Here is a 19,027-nt window from a genome sequence, read left to right on the forward strand (position 1 = left end):
CCGTCCGCCGCTAACGTCATAGAAGCAAGCTTCTAATCAGTTCGCTCGACTTGCATGTATTAGGCACGCCGCCAGCGTTCATCCTGAGCCAGGATCAAACTCTCCGAAGAAATGTTTGACTTGCTCAATTTAAAAAATAAAAATTAACGTTGACGTTTGTCGCTTTGTTCAGTTTTCAAAGTTCAACCGCCGCTCTTAAGCGACTTTACTATCATAACAAGTTGCAACCTAGTTGTCAACAAGTTTTTTTATTTATCACTTCGATGTTTACTTCAGCAGTTCATCTTAGCGACATTTAATAATATACCATGCCTTCTTTTATTGTGCAATAGTTTTTTGATATATTTTTAAAAACTATTTTCTCGTACACGAAACGTTAGCCAATTAATAGATACTAGCATATCTAGACCCAAACTAGCATAATGTCTATTAAATCATTATCCGCCAAGGAGGCGTTCACTTGGATACCTTAATTGCAGCTGCACTCTATTTGTCCTTTTGTATGTCTATTCTCTTAATTTCACTTGCTTATTGGGAATCAATTCAAATGTCTAATAAAGAAGGCAAAGTCAACGGCCTTTCATTTATTTCACTTTCAACATTCAGCATGATTTTTTGTTTGTTTACTTCATATTTTTATACCATTCTTTATTAACATGATGTTACGTTGTCTTCTTATAAAAAGGAGACATTTCTTTATTTTATTACAATATTCGCATTCGGTATACTTACTTATTGAAATCAATACGATAAATTTAGTTCCCCCCCCTTCTTCATACGTACGATGGACAGTGAAGGAATTTGTCGAATGATTTTTTGGAACACTTTCTTTAAATTTGATAAACTACTTTTAGAAAGCGCTTTCATGTATACTTTAACATTATTCAAGGAGGAAACCAAATGAAACCATTGCTTGAATTAACGGTTGGAGAACTTTTAAAAGAAAGTACAAAAAAGTTTGGGCATCAAGAAGCGGTTATCTACTCTGAACAAAATATTCGCTATACGTACGCAGAGTTTTATCAAGAAACCTCTCGAGTTGCAAAGGCACTTCTAGCCACCGGTCTCAAAAAAGGCGATCATATCGCTATCTGGGCTACCAATGTGCCGGAATGGTTGCTTCTGCAATTCGCAGCAGCTAGAATAGGCGCTGTTTTGGTTACCCTTAATACAAGCTACCAATCCTCTGAATTAGAGTATGTATTGAGTCATTCTGATACAGCAGCGCTATTTTTCATTGATGAATTTAAAAGCACTTCTTATACGTCTATTATCACCGGTATTGAACATAATCTTCCCAAACTAAAACATCTTATAAACTTAAGTGGATCAAGCGAACATACTTCTTGGAACGAGTTCTTAATGAGTAGCTCAATGGTATCGGATGAGGTTCTCGATAAGCATGAGCAATCCCTACATATCCATGAAGTTATCAATATGCAATATACTTCCGGAACAACAGGTTTTCCAAAAGGAGTTATGCTAAGTCACCATAATATAGTAAACAACGGCTTTTTAGTTGCTCAGTCTATGAAACTGACTAACGAAGACCGCTTATGTATCCCAGTTCCTTTCTTTCATTGCTTTGGATGTGTGCTGGGCGTTCTAGCATGCGTATCCGTAGGTGCTACTATGCTACCGATTATTGAATTTCAGCCTTCCTCTGTTTTACGCACCGTAGAGAAAGAAAAATGTACAGCGCTTCACGGTGTACCAACTATGTTTATTGCGGAATTAAATGCACTTGAATTTAATCAATATGATTTATCTACTCTTCGCACAGGAATCATGGCTGGTTCTAATTGTCCAGCAGAAGTAATGAAGCGAGTCATAAATGACATGGGTATCAACGAAATTACTATCGCCTATGGTCAAACCGAAACATCTCCTGTAATTACCCAAACAACCCCAACTGATTCTATCGAGCGGCGAGTACAAACGGTTGGCAAAGTGCATGATCATGTACAGATTCAAATTATTAATCCAGTTACAGGTAAACAAGCTTCTTTCGGAGAACAAGGAGAACTTTGTGCAAAAGGATATTTAACAATGAAAGGGTATTATAAAATGCCGGAGGAAACAGAAAACACAATTGTAGAAGGTTGGCTACATACAGGAGATTTAGCTACCATCGATAAAGATGGCTATGTAAGAATTACGGGACGTTTAAAAGATATGATTATTAGAGGAGGCGAAAATATTTATCCAAGAGAAATTGAAGAGTTTTTATATAGAATACCCGAGGTAGAAGATGTGCAAATTGTCGGTATTCCTGATCCAAAGTATGGAGAAAGAGTTGCTGCATGCATTAAACTCAAGCAACATTCTTTTCTTACCGCTCAAGAAATCAAAGACTTTTGCAAAGGTAAGCTTGCTCATTTCAAAATTCCGGAACATATTTATTTTATAGACGACTTTCCCATGACGGCATCCGGCAAGATTCAAAAATATAAATTAAAAGAAAAGATCATAGCGCTTTATAAATAATCAGATTTTTTCGAATTTCACCTGTCATTATGAAGAAAAGTTTACTATACTGATACATATCTGTTTTTCTTCTTTCATACAGATATAAACAACAATGTCTATTGAAATAGGTGAAAATAATGGAAAATGAAATGTTGCTCAAATTAGGTGTTTCTGCTGTACTTGGTCTTATTATTGGAATTGAAAGGGAACTAAAACGAAAGCCTGTTGGTTTAAAAACATCTCTCGTAATTTCCATTATTAGCTGTTTACTCACGATTGTTTCGATTGAGTCTTCTCAAATTTTTAATAAAGGTGATCATATCACAATGGACCCGCTTCGTCTGGCTGCTCAAATTGTTTCTGGAATTGGTTTTTTAGGAGCCGGTGTCATTTTACGAAAAGAAAATGACAGCATCTCCGGGCTTACAACAGCGGCTATTATCTGGGGGGCAGCAGGTATAGGCATTGCTGTAGGTGCAGGGTTTTATCCTGAAGCTATTACCGGAGTTGTACTGCTCATCATCAGCGTTGAACTTCTCCCTTTCCTTATTACGATTCTAGGGCCTAGGCAACTGCGCGAGAAAGAGCTTATTCTTCAACTCAAGCTGGCTGATAAGCACAATATTTTTGATACAACTAACAGCATTAGAGAAAAGAATATTACGATAAAAAATATTCGAATCAAAGATTTAGACACCAATGAATTATATATACGTATGAAAGTGTCAGTTAATAATCAGCGTCCTACTACAGAAGTGTATTACGAGATTCAAAAAATCAGTGGTATTCGTAGCATTGAAGTTGAAAATGTATAAATGAAAAACGGCCAATTGGCCGTTTTTTTATTTATATTTTTCAATCTGTTGTAAAAATCCCCTCTGTTTTACTAGAGACAGCCGGTATTGATCATCGATAATTTCTGTTAATAACTCATGTTTACGGCTCTTTGACACATTCAATCTGTGGATAAGAACTCTGCATTCATACAAAAACTGTGTATACTGTGTGTAACTCTCATCATAATTTGAAGATAATTCTTCTTTAATTCGTTTTGTCAACAAAGGACTAGCGCCATCTGTGGATATTGCTAGCGATAATCTCCCTCTAGAAAACTGTGCAGGAATTTGAATATTTCCATCGGAAAAACTGCTGGCCATATTAACCAACTGATCATTTTTAATATGCTGCTTAACAAACTCGTTCACAGCTTTATCATTTGTAGCTACAACAATAAAAAAAACATTAAGTAAGTCTTCTACTTCTACTTTTTTTATTTTTACACACAGCTGACCTTTAGCTTCCCACTCATTTATTTGAGATGAAACAGTTGGAGCAACCACTGTAATGGCTGCTCCTTCTTGTAAAAAACCTTTAATTCTACGAGTTGCGATTGTTCCGCCTCCAACTACTAAGACCGAACGATCCTTTAAATCAAGCATAACGGTATACATCGTATTGATTTCCTTTGCTCGATAATAACGTTTTTACTTGATGACTTAAAATGCGTGCAAGTCCATCATGATAACCTAGGTAGTTGGCTAAGATAAACTGCTGGTCATCTGTTGATAACTGCTCCAATTCTTCCTTAATTTCGTTCATTAAAATACCGGTAAACAAAAGGTAAGGAAGAACGAATACTTGCTTATACGAAGTTTGTTTCGCAAGGTGCAGGCCTTCTTTTAAATTAGGGGAAGCCGCAGCTAAATAGCATGTGCTCACTTCTTTAAAAGCTCCTTTACCTTTTAGCAGTTGAGCTATTTCATTAAAATCTTTTTTTACAGCAGGATCACTGCTTCCTCTGCCGACCAACAATACCATCGAATCTTCATGCTTATCCACATTGGTTTCATTTATTCTCTCTACCAAGATATCAACAATTCGTTCGTCCACGCCGAACGGTTCTCCGTACAACACTTCTACCTGGGGATAACGTTCATATACTTTGTGTATTTCTTCAGGTATATCATGTTTTGCATGCGCAGCTGTTAATAAAAGAAGAGGCACAATTGCAATACGAGTAGCACCTTGTTCAATACACGCTTCAAATCCTTGTTCAATAGTGGGGGAAGCTAGTTCTAGGAAACAAACTTCTTGAATCGGTACATCTAGATTTTTTTTACATCTTTCAATAAAAGCAACTGCCTGATCAGCGCCTTCTTTTACGCGGCTGCCATGGCAAACATATAAAACTGCATCCATATAATCAACCTCTTTAGTAAGCTTCTTGTGCAAACGAATAGTAATGCTGTCCCGTCTTCTCAAACCAATTTAATCGGTCATGAAAATTCACAACTTCACCAACGATAATCATACTTGGATTTTCAATTTGTTCTTCTTTAACAATATCAACAATTGTACCAAGAGTTCCAGTTACAGTGCGCTGATCCGTACATGTTCCCCAGTGAATCAATGCAATTGGCGTAGCAGAAGTTTTTCCGTGTTTCATTAATTGTTGGCAAATGTACGGTAAGTTCCGCACCCCCATATAAATTGCAAGAGTATCTACACCTTTGGCTAGGCTATCCCATTTGATTGCATCGTGCTCGCTATCTTTACGATGGCCTGCTACAAAAGCAAAGCTTGCGCTGTATTCCCGGTGAGTGACAGGGATTCCTGCATAAGCAGCAGCTGCGATGCCTGATGTAATTCCTGGAACAATTTCAAATGAAATGCCCTGCTGCACGAGAGCTTCTGCTTCTTCCCCTCCGCGTCCGAAAACAAATGGATCTCCGCCTTTTAAGCGCGTTACAATTTTTCCTTTTTTAGCGAATTTCACTAAAAAGTTGTTAATTGTTTCTTGCTTGAGGGTATGGTAGTTCGGAAGCTTTCCGCAGTAAATGATATCTGCATCACTTTTAGCATACTCCAGCAGGTCCTTATTCACTAAACGATCATATAAGATAACATCTGCTTGCTGAATTGCTTTTAACCCTTTTAACGTAATTAAATCTGGATCTCCCGGTCCTGCACCGACTAGATATACTTTCCCCATGAATGCCTTTCACCCTTCCATCATTTCCACGTCTCCGCAGCGCTCCCACATTTTAATTTGAATTAGAACAGCGGACAAAGTCCGCTGTCATTTAGATAAATTTTCGGTTAGCTAAATATTCAATAACAGTTTGTACACATTCTTCTACAGACTGTGTGCTTGTATTAATTGTTAATTCAGGGTTAGCCGGCGACTCATACGGAGAATCAATTCCTGTAAAATCACGAATTTCTCCGCTTCTTGCTTTTTTGTAAAGGCCTTTTGGATCTCTTTTTTCACATTCTTCTAACGGACACTCCACGTATACTTCTAAAAATTCATTCCCCTCTAAGATCTCACGCACCTGAGCGCGGTCCTCTTGGAATGGAGAGATAAATGCTGTTAGTACCACTTGACCGCTGTCTACAAATAGCTTAGAAACTTCACCGATACGGCGAATATTTTCTGTACGATCTTCAGCAGAAAACCCTAGATTCTTATTTAAGCCGAAACGAACATTGTCACCATCTAATACATAGTTACGAATATTTTTATCAAAAAGCGCTTTTGCCACTGCGTTTGCTACGGTAGATTTACCTGAACCCGAAAGACCTGTAAACCATAATACAAAACTGTGATGATTATTTTGCTCCCGTCTTTCCTCTTTTGTAATTCCAGCATCATGCCACGTAATGTTTGTTGATTTGCTCACTTCAACCGCTCCTTATTTTGAAGATACTTTTTGTTTTGCTAATCCTTTAATTAACACTTCAATTACTTCTTTACGGCTGAATGTGCTTGGTGGCACTTCTCCGTTACGAAGCATTTCACGTACCTTTGTTCCAGATAGAATCATATGATCTTCCTTGCTGTGAGGGCATGTTTTCGTTGACGCCATCGATTCACACTTCTTGCAGTAGAAGCTGTGTTCAAAGAATAAAGGTGTAATTCCTAATTCATCTGCTGTAAAGTTACTGAAGATTTTTTGTGCATCATATGTTCCGTAGTAGTCACCAACACCAGCGTGATCACGGCCTACAATGAAATGCGTGCATCCAAAGTTTTTTCGAACCATTGCATGAAAAATCGCTTCTCTAGGTCCAGCATAACGCATCGCAGCAGGGAAAACTGCTAAAGCTACACGATCGCTAGGATAATAGTTCTCTAAAAGTACTTCATAACTTTCCATACGGATATCTGCTGGGATATCATCTGACTTTGTTTCTCCTACAAGAGGATTTAAGAACAGGCCGTCTACAATTTCTAATGCCGTTTTTTGAATATATTCGTGCGCACGGTGAACAGGGTTACGAGTTTGGAATCCAACAACCGTTTTCCAACCGCGTTCTTCGAATGCTGCTCTTGTTTCAGTTGGATCTAGGTAATACTTTTCAAAACGCGTTTTAGGTGTACGTTCTACTAGTACGATTGGACCTGCTACGTATACATTTGGGCGTTCCATCATTTTTTTCACGCCAGGATGAGCAAGTTCTGCTGTGCGGTACACATTTTCCGCTTCTTTTTCTTTATTTGGCGTATATACTTCAGAAACTTCTAAAACACCATACGTTACGCCGTTTTGAACAAGCTTTACTTTGTCGCCAATGTTTAATTCTTTAGCTTGCTCTTCTGTTACAGGAAGAGTGATAGGAATACTCCATACTGTTCCATCTGCTAAACGCATATTTTCAACAACTGATTGATAATCTTTTTCTCCTAAAAATCCTGTAATTGGGCTGTAAGCACCAATTCCAATTAGTTCTAAATCACTTAAAGCCATGTTATCTACTTCGATTTCTTTTGTTAGTGACGTGTAGTCATATGTTGGTTGATATAAATTAATTAATTCTCCACCGTGTGCTTGAATTGTTGTCATTTTGTAAAATCCTCCTTAAATAATTAACACAATATAATAAAAAGCACTTGAATCACGCAGTCATTTTTTCTTTTTCCGACTGCAAGCTTGCTCTTTTTCTTCTAGTCGTTCTAGCTAAGCTTAGAACACCTGCTGTGGCAATGCAGCCGCTAGCTAGCACCACAAATGAATATAAGTCGCTTTCAAGTACTAATTTCACAAGAACATATGAGATTACGAGTGAAAATACGGGGGATACCATCCAAACCTTTAACATTTGAATGACCACTTCACGCTGTTCTTTCGTGAATCCCGTTTTCGCTGCTCCTATTCCAATAATAGAAGACGTAGTGACCTGTGTAAGCGGTACTGGCAAACCAAAAAGTGAAGCTGCTGTAACAAGAGAAGCACCAGTACCCGAGATAATGCACCCTTCTCCTACAGAATAGCGAGTAATTTTTTTCCCGTTTGTTTCAATAACTCTGCTTCCTAGTAAAAGGGCTCCAAGCGCCACAGCCAATCCTCCTGCTATGACACCCGTTGTGGCATCCATTAATCCAGCTCCTACTAGAGGACCGACAGCATTTGCCACGTTATTCATTCCAGCTGAGAAGGCTTCAAAGAATCCCGTGGCTATAACTAAAATCGTTAAAACTCTTTTCCATTTTCCCTCTACTTCTTTTTTATGCGCTCTGCGTTTTATCACTTTTCCAATCAAAAAAGCAATGACAAATGAAACCAGTGGAACAATAATCCAAAAAGACATGATAACTAAAAGTTTTTCCACATACAGAGATTGATAAGCTACTCCTACTCCAACAACTGAACCAACCGTTACTTCACTTGTTGATAGAGGGATACCAATTAAATTCGCGAAAAAGAGTGACAGCGTTGCAGCAGCCAGAATGATAATAACTAATTCTACTGACAGCAATTTTTCAGGTATGATACCTGAACTGATGGTTTTTACCACCTCGCCGCCCCCGATAATGGCTCCGAGCACAATACCTACAGCACAGATGAACAGGGCTACTCTTCGCTTTTTAATCGCACCGGAGCCGTATGAAACGCCCATAGCTGCTGCTGCACCGCTTGCCCCAATATTCATTGCAAAAAAAAGCGCAATGATAAAGGCAACATATAAAAGCATCATTTATTCAGCTCTTTCGTATTTAAGATTCGTGTAATCCGCATTCAACTTTTTGTGTACCTGCCCATCTTCCTGAACGTAAATCGTCTACATTGTAGGCAGGTGCGGTACAGGGCTCACAGCCGATGCTTGGGTAGCCTTGATCATGAAGTTTGTTATATGGTAAATCATGCTTATACACATAGCGCCAAACTTCTTTCCAAGACCAATGAATTAACGGGCAGACTTTCACTTTCTTGAATTTCTCATCTTTATTAAAATAATTCGTGTTGGCACGAGATTCAGACTGCTCGCGTCTCAAACCAGAAATCCACGCATCATAAGGAGCGAGAGATTCCCTTAACGGGATGATTTTTCGAATTTGACAGCATAAGTTAGGCTGACTCTTCCAAAGCTCATCTCCATGTTTCTCAGCTTGTTCTGCAAGCGTTAAATCCGGTTTTTTCATATGAATACGCAAATCAGGAAAGCGTTCTTTAATTGCATCAATTACTTCATATGTTTCTTTAAAATGAACGCCCGTATCTAAAAAGACAATTTCAGCATCTTTTTTCACTTTTGAAATTAAATCAATTAACACGATCCCTTCAATACCAAAGCTTGATGCATAAATAATTGAATCTCCGTAGGTATCATACGCCCACTGCAATGCTGAAAGGGCTCCTTTTGTTTCGTCTTCACTGTCGAACTCTGGAAATGTATCACTCCAGTTTTCGTACGTATATAAGTCTGCCATTTTCTTCACTCCAATTCTTAGTTATCCGCGTTATCCAATAAAAAAAGACGGTTTTACCCACTAGAATTGGATAAAACCGCCTCTAGTGTGTCTAGTCAGCGAAACTATTTAATTCTTACTTTGCTTCCACGTGCTCAAAGATTTGTTTTAAGTCGGGGGTTACAGTCATTAATGTCCTTCCTTAAATTATCGCTTGCGCTATATCAAAATAAAAAGTCTTCCATATTGAAAGACTGGGTAGGCAATAAATTTTCACCTTATCTTTCAAAATGATACACACTTTGCTGGAATTAGCACCTTGCTAAGCAGGTTGCCGGGGTTCAGCGGGCCAGATCCCTCCACCACTCTTGATAAGCATTTTTTAAAAATTTTAGCATATTTAGAATATTTGTCAACATTAAAAATCATATATCCGATAAGAAAACTATACTTTAAATTCACAGAAATATCTATACTTTTATTTAAAACAACATATGTAAATTTAAACCAAATGTGAACATACCAGTTTATAAAACGCTTTCTTTTTTCTCCAACTTTTTATATTCTCTTGCTAAATAAAACACAAAACCTCCCTATAAAATTAATAAGGGATTTATAAGCTTTACGGATAATTCACCCACATTAGCACACATTACAGATAACACTGACTGACAGATAGGAGCTATATAAGATGGAGAGACAACCCTTTCAATTAGACGATACAATTAAAAATAATGTGCGAACATATTTACAGCAAATTTCAACTGAAGCCTCTAATTTAATTAAACATTTAGACACGAGTGATCATTGTATCCTATGTGATTTTGAGGAGATGAGAAGGTTATTTCAAGATGTTCAAGCTACGGCCGCCTCTTATTACTTGCGTCATTACTTATCGCCTTATACATTTGAATATGCTGCTCTGTCCTTAGCTATTCATAACCTTTCTGAGAAACGTCACGGCGCTTTAATTGTCATTGAACGGGAACAAAATGTAGACCCTCTTATTCAAAAAGGAATGCCTATTCAAGCTCCTGTCAGCGCTACGCTAGTTGAAACACTGTTCTATCCAGGGACACCCTTACATGACGGAGCCGTCCTAATTAGAAATAATCAGCTTATCTCAGCTGCTAATGTTTTACCTCTCTCGTCTATTATTTCAACGACCAAAAAATTGGGAACACGTCACCGTGCAGCCATTGGAATGTCGGAAAAATCGGATGCATTAATTTTAGTTGTATCTGAAGAAACAGGCAAAATTTCGTTTGCTCTTGATGGAAGCCTCTACCCTATTCACTCCAGCAAAAATATGATTTAAGAGCCCTTTCCTGATAAGCAGCCCTATCTTGACTTCTATATCCTTTCTCTTTAATATATTTCATAGTTTTTACATACTATAGATACGGGTGATGCATATGACAATTTTAAAATTTGAACATGTAGGCGTTCAAGTAAAGGATATAGAAGAATCTATTGAGTTCTATACGCAAAAAGTGGGATTAGAGCTCATCGAAACACTACCACATACCGATCCATCTTTGAAGCTAGCTTTTCTAGGTTTAGAAGGCAATGTAATCGTAGAGTTAATTCAAGGGTATAACTCAAGCTTACCTAACGAAGGTAAAGTTCATCATTTCGCGCTAGCAGTAGACGGAATTGAAGAGGAGTTTGAGCGTTTAAAATCAGCAGGCGTTTCATTTGTGGAAGAAAACATTGTAACTTTGCCAAATGGAGCAAGATACTTATTTTTCTATGGTCCAGACAAAGAATGGATTGAATATTACGAAGTAAAAAGATAAAGATATCTTATACCTTCAGTGAAAAATGGTCATACTGTGGCTATGACTAATCACTGGAGGTATTTTTATGATGGAATGGCTATTATTTCGACTTTTTCGTCGTTCTATTTTAGTGCGGCTTCTTTTTATTATCGGCTGCCTTGTTTTACTTTTCGGCATGCTTATACATTTCCTAGAGCCGCAAACGTTTGGGAATGTGTTTGAAGGAATTTGGTGGGTTATTATTACAATCTCTACTATAGGGTACGGTGATTTTGCTCCCACCACTACGATTGGAAGGTTAGCTGCAATTATTTTAGTCCTCATTGGAACGGGATTTATTACTACTTATTTTGTCACGCTTTCTAAAATTGCTGTTTCCGCTGAGAGCGCTTATCTGGAAGGAAATTTAAAGTTTTATGGAAAAGATCACTTCATCGTTGTGGGGTGGAATGAGCGCGCCAAACTCGTGTTAGAGTCTTATCGCGACGCATTTCATAAAGAAGACATTGTTCTTATCGACGACTCTCTGACTAAAAACCCCATGATCTGTGATCGCGTTCATTTTATTAAAGGAAGTCCCTCTCACTATGAGGTATTAGAACTTGCTAATGCTCGGTACGCAAAAAAAGTGCTGATTACTGCGGATCAGCATAAGACAGAAGAATATGCAGACATGAATACTATTGTTACGCTAGTCGCTCTGCAAGGACTGAACCCTTCTATTTACAGCATCGTTGAACTTTTAACAAAAAAGCATATTCAAAATGCGCAAAATTTGGGGGTAAATGAAATGATTAAAACAAACGAGTTGATTAGTCAGGTCATGTACGAACATATTTTTGTAAAAAAATTAGAGAGTTTAAAAAAAGAATAGTCCCTTCAATTACCGAAGCAGCGCCTCTTCTGCCTCTCTAATTAGCTCTTCTCCTAAGCTGATATACTTTTCTGGAAATGAAGCGTCTGCGTCTTGGGGTTCTGCAAACTGATTAAATGAAGCACCCACGTTTCCATTGTGAACATTGTCATCTAGGCCAATTTGATACTTATGTGAAAGTAAAAATGGCGTACCAATCTGTACGGTTGTTCCTTTAGAATCCAGTTCTCCATTCGTAGCTGTAAACGGGATACGTAAAAACTGATAGCCGACTTCATCATTCATCTTATAGTCGAATGAACCATGATCATAATCCCAATTTCCTCCAATGTTATACCCAAGCGGCTTAAGCGTTTTTTCTAATTCATAAAGCTTGAATAATGTGCCGTCTAATCTTGAAGATAATTCAATCATCTTATCCCTCCTCTGTTTTAACATGTCCTTTTTCCAGCTTTTTATCCTTTATCTCAAAAGCAAAAAAGTTCACCTTCTAACAAGAAGGTGAACTTTTTATTTATTTCAAACGCTTTTCTAATTCTGCTTTTTTCTCTTCAAAACCAGGTTTTCCAAGAAGAGCAAACATATTTACTTTATATGCTTCTACTCCAGGCTGATCGAACGGATTTACTCCTAGTAAATAGCCGCTGATTGCGCATGCTTTTTCGAAGAAGTATACAACATATCCAAACGTATACTCATCTAACGCCGGAATGTTTACAACTAAGTTTGGAACGCCTCCGTCTGTGTGAGCAAGCATTGTACCTTGGAACGCTTTTTTATTTACAAAGTCAACTGTTTCCCCAGCTAAGTAATTTAGTCCATCTAAGTCCGCTGCATCTTCTTCAATTGTTAGCTCATGACGAGAATCTTGAACTTGTACAATTGTTTCAAAAATATCGCGACGACCTTCTTGTACATATTGACCTAAAGAATGAAGATCCGTTGAGAAGTTAGCAGATGAAGGGTAAATACCTTTTTGGTCTTTTCCTTCACTTTCACCAAATAACTGTTTCCACCACTCAGCAAAGTATTGAAGAGCTGGCTCATAGTTAATCAGCATTTCAATTGTTTTTCCTTTATTATAAAGAACATTACGAGCTACAGCATATTGATAAGCTGGGTTTTCTTCTAGCTCTGATGATGAGAATGCTTCTTGAGCATCAGCTGCACCTTTCATCATTTGTTCGATATCAAGACCCGCAGCGGCAATTGGTAATAAGCCAACCGCTGTTAATACTGAATAACGGCCGCCTACGTCATCTGGAATAACAAACGTTTCATAGCCTTCTTCGTCCGCTAATGTTTTTAATGCACCGCGCGCTTTATCTGTTGTTGCATAAATACGCTTGCGTGCTTCTTCTTTGCCATATTTCTCTTCTAATAATTTACGGAAGATACGGAAAGCAATCGCCGGCTCTGTTGTTGTACCAGATTTTGAAATAACATTAATAGAGAAATCCTTATCTTGTAAAACATCCATTAAGTCTTTCATGTATGTTGAGCTGATGTTGTTACCAGCAAAAATAACTTGTGGCGTTTTACGCTGTTCTTTTGATAATGTGTTGTAGAATGAATGCTGAAGCATTTCAATAGCAGCACGAGCACCTAAGTAAGATCCTCCAATACCGATAACAATCAATACATCTGAGTCAGATTTAATTTTTTCTGCACTTTTTTGAATGCGTGCAAATTCTTCTTTGTCATACTCCGTAGGAAGGTCTACCCATCCTAAAAAGTCGTTTCCAGCACCTGTTTTTTCATGAATTGAATGGTGAGCTACTTTCACGGCATCACGTAAGTATGTAAGTTCATGTTCACCAAAAAATGATAACGCGTTTGAATAATCAAAACGAACATGTGTCATAGTCTGTTCCTCCATTAAAATATCTTTATTTTCCACTTTATCGAAACTGTTAGCTGAATTCAAGTGAATCCACTTACAATTTGACACAATCATTATAGTTTGTTGTAACTGCAATCATTGTATGTACCCTTTTATTTAACGATAAATTCAGTTATGAAGTCAACTAATGTTCTTTGATTACAGAACGTAATTCATGCACGATTACGCAAATAATAAGCAAATAAAAAACGACTAAAGAGTGGTCTTCAATCGTTTTTTATTTGCTTACCGGATGGTGCAATATAGTTCATTTCACCTATCTTTACATATTGTCTCGGTTTATAAGAGGCTTTTAACAGGGAAGAATCTATTGATATGGAATTTTCAGCTTCACTTTTAGAAGTGATTAGCATCCTGTTTTCTTCTTTCATTTCCAAGTGATTATTTAGCACAAATCCACTCATACATAGTGCGGTAAAAATGAGAAAACTGATGGCTATTTGTTTCCTACACATTTCCATCACCTCACTCTTAGAGTGACAATTTCGCATGATTTTTATACGTCCAAAAAAATTTTTTATGTTTTTTTTATGGATTTTTTGACGAGTTTCTATTTATTTAATAAGCCTTGAAAATTCTGCTGATACTAAGAATTAGCATGGATGCATGCATAATTAAATTATTATATAATCGGTTACAGAATTGAATATCACAAGGAGGTTTGTCTTTTGTCGTGGTTGCACTTGGTGATTTTATCGCCTTTTTTATTAGCCTTTTTTGTCCCCCTTCTGTATAGGAAATTCCAGCGTATTCATACAGGGTGGTTCGTTTTACCTCTTCCACTTGTGTTGTTCATTTATTTTACACAATATATCAGTGGTGTTTCTAAGGGGGAAACATATCTACATTCAATGAAATGGATACCTAGTCTGGGCATTAACTTTGATGCCTATGTGGATGGACTTGGTCTTCTGTTTTCTCTATTAATCACCGGAATTGGGACACTTGTTATTCTTTACTCCATTTATTATCTTTCTAAGACAAAAGAAGCACTGCATTCGTTTTATGTCTATTTGCTTCTTTTTATGGGGTCGATGCTAGGAGTTGTATTATCAGACAACCTAATGAGCCTTTACAGCTTTTGGGAATTAACAAGCCTTTCATCTTTTTTATTGATTGGCTATTGGTACAAACGAGAGAAATCTCAATACGGAGCCTTAAAATCTATGCTCATTACCGTATTCGGAGGACTTTCCCTATTAGCAGGAATTGTGCTTTTATACGTCATGACAGGTACTTTCAGCATACGCGAAATTATCTCAAACGTAGATGTAGTCACATCAAGTCATCTATTCATTCCAGCTCTAGTCCTCATTTTATTAGGGGCCTTTACAAAATCTGCTCAGTTTCCTTTTCATATTTGGCTGCCAGATGCAATGGAAGCTCCAACCCCAGTGAGTGCATACCTTCATTCAGCCACAATGGTAAAAGCGGGAATTTATCTTTTAGCAAGACTTAGCCCTGTTTTTGCTATAAGCGCCACTTGGTTTTTTGTTATTTCAATTATAGGACTAATTACACTGTTTTGGAGCTCATTTTCAGCAGTAAAGCAACAAGACCTGAAAGGGATTTTAGCTTTTTCAACCATTAGTCAGCTCGGGATGATTATGTCACTTATAGGAGTAGGTAGCGCAGCTATTCACTATGATTTTTTAGACGATAATATCTACTTAGTAGCTCTTACTGCAGCGGTTTTCCATTTGATTAACCACGCTACCTTCAAAGGCAGTTTGTTTATGGTAGTAGGGATTGTCGATCATGAAACAGGCACGCGTGACATTAGAAAGTTAGGCGGGTTAATGAGCTTCATGCCTGTGACATTTACCATTGCTATCATCGGAGGATTTTCAATGGCGGGTCTTCCTCCCTTTAATGGATTCTTAAGTAAAGAGATGTTTTTTACAGGTATGGTAAACGTGACAAAAATGGATATGTATAGCATGCAGACGTGGGGAATTTTGCTGCCTATCATTGCTTGGTTAGGAAGTATTTTCACTTTCGTCTATAGTATGATTCTTGTCTTTAAAACCTTTACAGGCAAATACCAGCCCGAAAAACTAGAGAAGAAGCCGCATGAAGCACCAGTAGGCATGCTTATTTCACCTGTTATTTTAGCATCACTGGTTGTTATTTTCGGCTTTGCTCCTAATTTATTAGAATCAACCCTTATTGAGCCAACAATGGCCTCTATCGCACCTAGCCTGCTAGCTGAAGGTAAAGAATATCAAGTGCATATTAAATTTTGGCATGGTTTTACGCCAGAATTATTTATGACGCTAGGGGTCATCATATTTGGTATTTTGTTATTTATGACGATTCAAAAGTGGTCAAAAATTTATACACAATTCCCTTCTTCTTTAACGCTTAATAACGGCTATAATTATGGAATTAAAGGGATGGAAAAAGGGTCAACACGTGTCATGAAAACATTAATGACGGGATTTATTAGAGACTATCTTTTAATCATTTTTACTTTCATAGGCATTTTACTTCTCGTGACGCTCTTTTCTCAGAATGCCTTCGCGATTGATTTAAAAGATGCTGCTTCTATAGGCGTTTATGAGGCCATATTAGCAGTCGTAATGGTTGTAGCTACTATTACAACTTTATTAGCAAAATCACGCCTAACAGCCATTATTTCACTCGGAGTTGTCGGTTATACGCTCTCTTTATTTTTCGTATTATTCCGAGCTCCTGACTTAGCTTTGACTCAATTAGTCATTGAAACTGTATCGGTATCCCTGTTTTTACTATGTTTCTACTACTTGCCGGAGTTTCGGAAGCGAAAAGTAAGGGTGACGTTTGAGCTGCCAAACTTACTGGTTGCTCTTCTTGTAGGAACGACTGTTACACTACTTGGCATATCAGCAAACAGTACGAAACTCTTTGAATCGATTTCACATTACTTTATTGAAAACAGCTATGAAAAAGCAGGCGGCGAAAACATGGTAAACGTAATCCTTGTGGACTTCCGCGGATTTGATACATTATTTGAAATTACCGTACTTTGTATAGCAGCTCTTGCTATCTATGGCATGATTCGTCTTCGGTTAACAAAGGAGGAAGAAGAGTGAAAAAAAATGATTTGATACTACAAACCACAACGAAAGTAGTCACGTTCATTATTATCATTTTTGCCATTCATCTTTTCTTTGCAGGTCATTATACACCTGGAGGAGGGTTTGTTGGGGGACTTACTACCTCAGCAGCCCTTGTATTACTACTGCTGGCTTTCGATATAAAAACGGTATCGAAAGTCATCCCATTTGACTATAAGAAGGTGGCGGCCTCTGGACTGCTGCTAGCTATTTTAACGGGGCTTGGGTCATTTATTTTCAAAGTCCCATTTCTAACTCACACATATAGCTACTTTAACCTTCCCCTTCTCGGGAAAACATCTTTAGCTACCGTTGTACTGTTTGATTTAGGTGTATATCTAGTAGTTGTTGGTGTTACGATGACCATTATTCAAACGATTGGAGAGAGTGAATAGTGGAAATATTAATGTCCATAGTGGCAGGGATTCTATTCACTGCCGCTGTATATCTCATGTTATCCCGCAGTTTACTGCGAATTATTATTGGAACAGGCTTATTAAGCCACGGTGTTCACCTGTTAATTTTAACGATGGGCGGATTAAAAGGGGGGAGTGTTCCCCTTCTGGGAGAAAAGGCTTCTTCTTATACAGATCCTTTACCTCAAGCACTAATTTTAACTGCCATTGTCATAAGCTTTGGCGTCACTTCTTTTTTCCTTGTACTAGCGTACAGGGCTTATCAAGAACTCGGAACAGACGATATGGACAAGTTAAGGGGTAATGAACATGACGAGTAATTTTGTAATCATCCCACTGCTTATCCCGTTTGTTGTAGGTGTTGTGCTCATTTTTTTCAAAGACAATATTAAACTTCAAAGGATAATCAGTGTTTTATCATTAATCACAACCACCGCTTTTGCTGCATATTTAGTACAGTTGGTTCAATCAAAAGGTGTTTTAACTCACGAGCTTGGGAACTGGAAACCTCCTTTTGGAATTATTCTAGTAGCGGACATGTTCACTTCCCTTCTCGTACTTACTGCTAGTATCGTAACACTATGCTGCGTTCTTTTTGCTTTTTATACAATTGGCGAGAGACGTGAACGCTTTTACTTTTATTCATTTGTGCAGTTTTTATTAGTAGGCGTATTTGGCGCCTTCTTGACAGGTGATATCTTTAACTTATTTGTCTTTTTTGAAGTCATGCTTATGTCTTCGTACGCTCTTATTGTAATTGGCGGTACAAAAGCACAGCTTCGAGAGTCTCTTAAGTATATTTTAGTCAATGTCATTTCATCCGCTTTGTTTGTCATTGCCGTTGCTTATTTATATGCCGTAACAGGAACTCTCAACATGGCGGACCTTTCACAGCGAATTGCTGAGGCGAACCAGCCTGGAATTTTAACAACGATTGGCATGCTTTTATTTATCGTCTTTGCCTTAAAAGCAGCTTTATTTCCAATGTATTTCTGGCTTCCAGGTTCATATAGTGCCCCTCCACCTGTTATCATCGGGTTGTTTGGTGCTTTGCTCACAAAAGTAGGCGTTTATTCGATTTTCAGGACTTTCACTTTACTGTTTTACCATCATCCTGAATTCACTCATCAAATTATCGGTTACGTTGCGCTTTTGACTATCGTTGTTGGTGCAGTAGGCGCCATTGCTTATTCGGATGTGAATAAAATTTTAATTTATAACATTATTATTGCTGTCGGAGTCATTGTCTACGGTGTAACTTTAACAACAAAAGCAGGTTTTGAAGGAGCCATTTATTATTTAATTCACGACATGATTATTAAAGCAGCTCTCTTCCTTCTTGCTGGAAGCATCATTCGAATAACTGGAACAACAAAATTAAAGAAAATGGGTGGGTTAATTAAAGACTATCCGCTGCTTGGCTGGATGTTTTTTATCGCTACTATTTCGTTAGCAGGAATTCCTCCCCTAAGCGGCTTTATTGGAAAATTCCTTTTAGTTCAAGGCGGTTTAGAATCAGAGAGCTACACGTTTGTAGGAGTTTTACTCGTTTCAAGCCTGCTCGTTTTATATTCTGCCATTAAGATTTTCATGAGCTGCTTCTGGGGTGAACCTACGCTTTCTTCTGGTCAGGAAAAAGTATCCCTTAAAGGTATTCTATACCCATCCGCTATCTTACTTGCTGTTTCTGTCTTTTTAGGACTAGGTGCAGAAGCTGTTATTCCTTATGTGTCGACAGCCGCTCAAACGCTTATGGATCCTTCAATTTATATCCAATCGGTGTTAAAGGAGTAGA

At 37.8% G+C, this 19,027-nt stretch carries 20 protein-coding genes, 1 rRNA gene and 1 riboswitch; of the genes, 10 read left to right on the top strand and 11 right to left on the bottom strand.

All coding sequences use genetic code 11. The features are described from left to right. Positions 1 to 110: ribosomal RNA gene (locus MMB69_RS21510) — 16S ribosomal RNA — on the bottom strand; the annotation flags it as partial. A gap of 350 nt (positions 111 to 460) precedes the next feature. Here MMB69_RS21510 and MMB69_RS21515 point away from each other — a divergent pair. The 3 genes from MMB69_RS21515 (at position 461) to MMB69_RS21525 (ending at position 3,284) form a co-directional block, all read left to right on the top strand. Then, positions 461 to 655 carry a hypothetical protein gene (locus MMB69_RS21515; protein WP_013059575.1) on the top strand — a complete coding sequence of 65 codons (195 nt, stop codon included), beginning with the start codon at positions 461 to 463 and terminating at the stop codon, positions 653 to 655. A gap of 245 nt (positions 656 to 900) precedes the next feature. Next, entirely contained in the window at positions 901 to 2,487 is a 1,587-nt protein-coding gene (locus tag MMB69_RS21520) for an AMP-binding protein (protein ID WP_277448426.1), read from the top strand. 119 nt (positions 2,488 to 2,606) lie between these two features. Then, complete coding sequence (locus MMB69_RS21525) at positions 2,607 to 3,284, top strand: MgtC/SapB family protein (protein WP_042991842.1); 678 nt, start codon at positions 2,607 to 2,609, stop codon at positions 3,282 to 3,284. A 27-nt stretch (positions 3,285 to 3,311) separates the two neighbouring features. Here MMB69_RS21525 and MMB69_RS21530 read toward each other — a convergent pair whose 3' ends face one another. From MMB69_RS21530 to MMB69_RS21560, 7 genes are all read right to left on the bottom strand, one after another. Beyond that, complete coding sequence (locus MMB69_RS21530; protein WP_277448427.1) at positions 3,312 to 3,920, bottom strand: NAD(P)-binding protein; 609 nt, start codon at positions 3,918 to 3,920, stop codon at positions 3,312 to 3,314. Further along, positions 3,901 to 4,668 (bottom strand): sirohydrochlorin chelatase, encoded by a 768-nt coding sequence (locus MMB69_RS21535; protein WP_042991840.1) that lies wholly within the window; start codon positions 4,666 to 4,668, stop codon positions 3,901 to 3,903. Before MMB69_RS21535 ends, MMB69_RS21530 begins: the two co-directional genes overlap by 20 nt. Positions 4,669 to 4,681: 13 nt before the next feature. Continuing rightward, complete coding sequence (gene cobA, locus MMB69_RS21540; RefSeq protein ID WP_014457933.1) at positions 4,682 to 5,461, bottom strand: uroporphyrinogen-III C-methyltransferase; 780 nt, start codon at positions 5,459 to 5,461, stop codon at positions 4,682 to 4,684. 91 nt (positions 5,462 to 5,552) lie between these two features. Continuing rightward, positions 5,553 to 6,152: an adenylyl-sulfate kinase gene (cysC, locus tag MMB69_RS21545; protein ID WP_014457932.1), complete on the bottom strand. Its 600-nt coding sequence runs from the start codon at positions 6,150 to 6,152 to the stop codon at positions 5,553 to 5,555. Positions 6,153 to 6,164: 12 nt separating this feature from the next. After that, positions 6,165 to 7,316, bottom strand: a complete 1,152-nt coding sequence (sat, locus tag MMB69_RS21550; protein WP_025752727.1) for a sulfate adenylyltransferase — start codon at positions 7,314 to 7,316, stop codon at positions 6,165 to 6,167. A 52-nt stretch (positions 7,317 to 7,368) separates the two neighbouring features. Further along, on the bottom strand, positions 7,369 to 8,448 hold the full coding sequence (locus MMB69_RS21555) for an inorganic phosphate transporter (RefSeq protein ID WP_277448430.1): 1,080 nt from the start codon (positions 8,446 to 8,448) through the stop codon (positions 7,369 to 7,371). Between the two features lie 19 nt (positions 8,449 to 8,467). Beyond that, positions 8,468 to 9,181, bottom strand: coding sequence for a phosphoadenylyl-sulfate reductase (locus MMB69_RS21560; protein WP_025752724.1), 714 nt, complete (start codon positions 9,179 to 9,181; stop codon positions 8,468 to 8,470). A 254-nt stretch (positions 9,182 to 9,435) separates the two neighbouring features. Further along, positions 9,436 to 9,538, bottom strand: a riboswitch (SAM riboswitch). 313 nt (positions 9,539 to 9,851) lie between these two features. On the opposite strand from MMB69_RS21560, the gene cdaS reads away from it, so the two are divergent. The 3 genes from cdaS to MMB69_RS21575 all read left to right on the top strand — a co-directional run bounded on the left by cdaS (position 9,852) and on the right by MMB69_RS21575 (position 11,815). Next, a complete protein-coding gene (gene cdaS, locus MMB69_RS21565) occupies positions 9,852 to 10,478 on the top strand; it encodes a sporulation-specific diadenylate cyclase CdaS (protein ID WP_025752722.1) in 627 nt (208 codons plus the stop codon). Between the two features lie 97 nt (positions 10,479 to 10,575). Beyond that, positions 10,576 to 10,959: a VOC family protein gene (locus MMB69_RS21570; protein WP_013085297.1), complete on the top strand. Its 384-nt coding sequence runs from the start codon at positions 10,576 to 10,578 to the stop codon at positions 10,957 to 10,959. A gap of 67 nt (positions 10,960 to 11,026) precedes the next feature. Continuing rightward, positions 11,027 to 11,815 (top strand): potassium channel family protein, encoded by a 789-nt coding sequence (locus MMB69_RS21575; protein ID WP_028409582.1) that lies wholly within the window; start codon positions 11,027 to 11,029, stop codon positions 11,813 to 11,815. Between the two features lie 9 nt (positions 11,816 to 11,824). Here MMB69_RS21575 and MMB69_RS21580 read toward each other — a convergent pair whose 3' ends face one another. The 3 genes from MMB69_RS21580 to MMB69_RS21590 form a co-directional block, all read right to left on the bottom strand. Beyond that, entirely contained in the window at positions 11,825 to 12,229 is a 405-nt protein-coding gene (locus MMB69_RS21580; RefSeq protein WP_014457925.1) for a YugN-like family protein, read from the bottom strand. Positions 12,230 to 12,329: 100 nt separating this feature from the next. Next, on the bottom strand, positions 12,330 to 13,679 hold the full coding sequence (locus MMB69_RS21585) for a glucose-6-phosphate isomerase (protein WP_013059589.1): 1,350 nt from the start codon (positions 13,677 to 13,679) through the stop codon (positions 12,330 to 12,332). A 245-nt stretch (positions 13,680 to 13,924) separates the two neighbouring features. Then, positions 13,925 to 14,179, bottom strand: a complete 255-nt coding sequence (locus tag MMB69_RS21590) for a hypothetical protein (RefSeq protein ID WP_277448431.1) — start codon at positions 14,177 to 14,179, stop codon at positions 13,925 to 13,927. 207 nt (positions 14,180 to 14,386) lie between these two features. Between MMB69_RS21590 and MMB69_RS21595 the strand changes: the two genes are divergently transcribed. The 4 genes from MMB69_RS21595 to MMB69_RS21610 are packed head-to-tail and all read left to right on the top strand — an operon-like array spanning position 14,387 to position 19,026. Continuing rightward, positions 14,387 to 16,792 carry a Na+/H+ antiporter subunit A gene (locus MMB69_RS21595; RefSeq protein ID WP_277448432.1) on the top strand — a complete coding sequence of 802 codons (2,406 nt, stop codon included), beginning with the start codon at positions 14,387 to 14,389 and terminating at the stop codon, positions 16,790 to 16,792. Next, positions 16,789 to 17,211, top strand: coding sequence for a Na(+)/H(+) antiporter subunit B (locus MMB69_RS21600; RefSeq protein WP_013085301.1), 423 nt, complete (start codon positions 16,789 to 16,791; stop codon positions 17,209 to 17,211). The genes MMB69_RS21595 and MMB69_RS21600 overlap by 4 nt, the downstream gene beginning before the upstream one ends. Further along, entirely contained in the window at positions 17,211 to 17,552 is a 342-nt protein-coding gene (locus tag MMB69_RS21605) for a Na(+)/H(+) antiporter subunit C (protein WP_013059592.1), read from the top strand. The genes MMB69_RS21600 and MMB69_RS21605 overlap by 1 nt, the downstream gene beginning before the upstream one ends. Beyond that, positions 17,542 to 19,026: a Na+/H+ antiporter subunit D gene (locus MMB69_RS21610; RefSeq protein WP_277448433.1), complete on the top strand. Its 1,485-nt coding sequence runs from the start codon at positions 17,542 to 17,544 to the stop codon at positions 19,024 to 19,026. The genes MMB69_RS21605 and MMB69_RS21610 overlap by 11 nt, the downstream gene beginning before the upstream one ends. The last annotated feature ends 1 nt before the right edge of the window (position 19,027 follow it).

The sequence above is a fragment of the Priestia sp. P5 genome, assembly GCF_029522155.1.
Taxonomy (GTDB): Bacteria; Bacillota; Bacilli; order Bacillales; family Bacillaceae_H; genus Priestia; species Priestia megaterium_E.

Bases quoted from the DNA above. Each gene is read 5' to 3' on its own strand.
- MMB69_RS21520 (WP_277448426.1), top strand. From the start codon at position 901: ATGAAACCATTGCTTGAATTAACGGTTGGAGAACTTTTAAAAGAAAGT.
- MMB69_RS21525 (WP_042991842.1), top strand. From the start codon at position 2,607: ATGGAAAATGAAATGTTGCTCAAATTAGGTGTTTCTGCTGTACTTGGT.
- MMB69_RS21530 (WP_277448427.1), bottom strand. From the start codon at position 3,920: ATGTATACCGTTATGCTTGATTTAAAGGATCGTTCGGTCTTAGTAGTT.
- MMB69_RS21535 (WP_042991840.1), bottom strand. From the start codon at position 4,668: ATGGATGCAGTTTTATATGTTTGCCATGGCAGCCGCGTAAAAGAAGGC.
- cobA (WP_014457933.1), bottom strand. From the start codon at position 5,461: ATGGGGAAAGTATATCTAGTCGGTGCAGGACCGGGAGATCCAGATTTA.
- sat (WP_025752727.1), bottom strand. From the start codon at position 7,316: ATGACAACAATTCAAGCACACGGTGGAGAATTAATTAATTTATATCAA.
- MMB69_RS21555 (WP_277448430.1), bottom strand. From the start codon at position 8,448: ATGATGCTTTTATATGTTGCCTTTATCATTGCGCTTTTTTTTGCAATG.
- MMB69_RS21560 (WP_025752724.1), bottom strand. From the start codon at position 9,181: ATGGCAGACTTATATACGTACGAAAACTGGAGTGATACATTTCCAGAG.
- cdaS (WP_025752722.1), top strand. From the start codon at position 9,852: ATGGAGAGACAACCCTTTCAATTAGACGATACAATTAAAAATAATGTG.
- MMB69_RS21570 (WP_013085297.1), top strand. From the start codon at position 10,576: ATGACAATTTTAAAATTTGAACATGTAGGCGTTCAAGTAAAGGATATA.
- MMB69_RS21575 (WP_028409582.1), top strand. From the start codon at position 11,027: ATGATGGAATGGCTATTATTTCGACTTTTTCGTCGTTCTATTTTAGTG.
- MMB69_RS21580 (WP_014457925.1), bottom strand. From the start codon at position 12,229: ATGATTGAATTATCTTCAAGATTAGACGGCACATTATTCAAGCTTTAT.
- MMB69_RS21585 (WP_013059589.1), bottom strand. From the start codon at position 13,679: ATGACACATGTTCGTTTTGATTATTCAAACGCGTTATCATTTTTTGGT.
- MMB69_RS21590 (WP_277448431.1), bottom strand. From the start codon at position 14,179: ATGGAAATGTGTAGGAAACAAATAGCCATCAGTTTTCTCATTTTTACC.
- MMB69_RS21610 (WP_277448433.1), top strand. From the start codon at position 17,542: ATGACGAGTAATTTTGTAATCATCCCACTGCTTATCCCGTTTGTTGTA.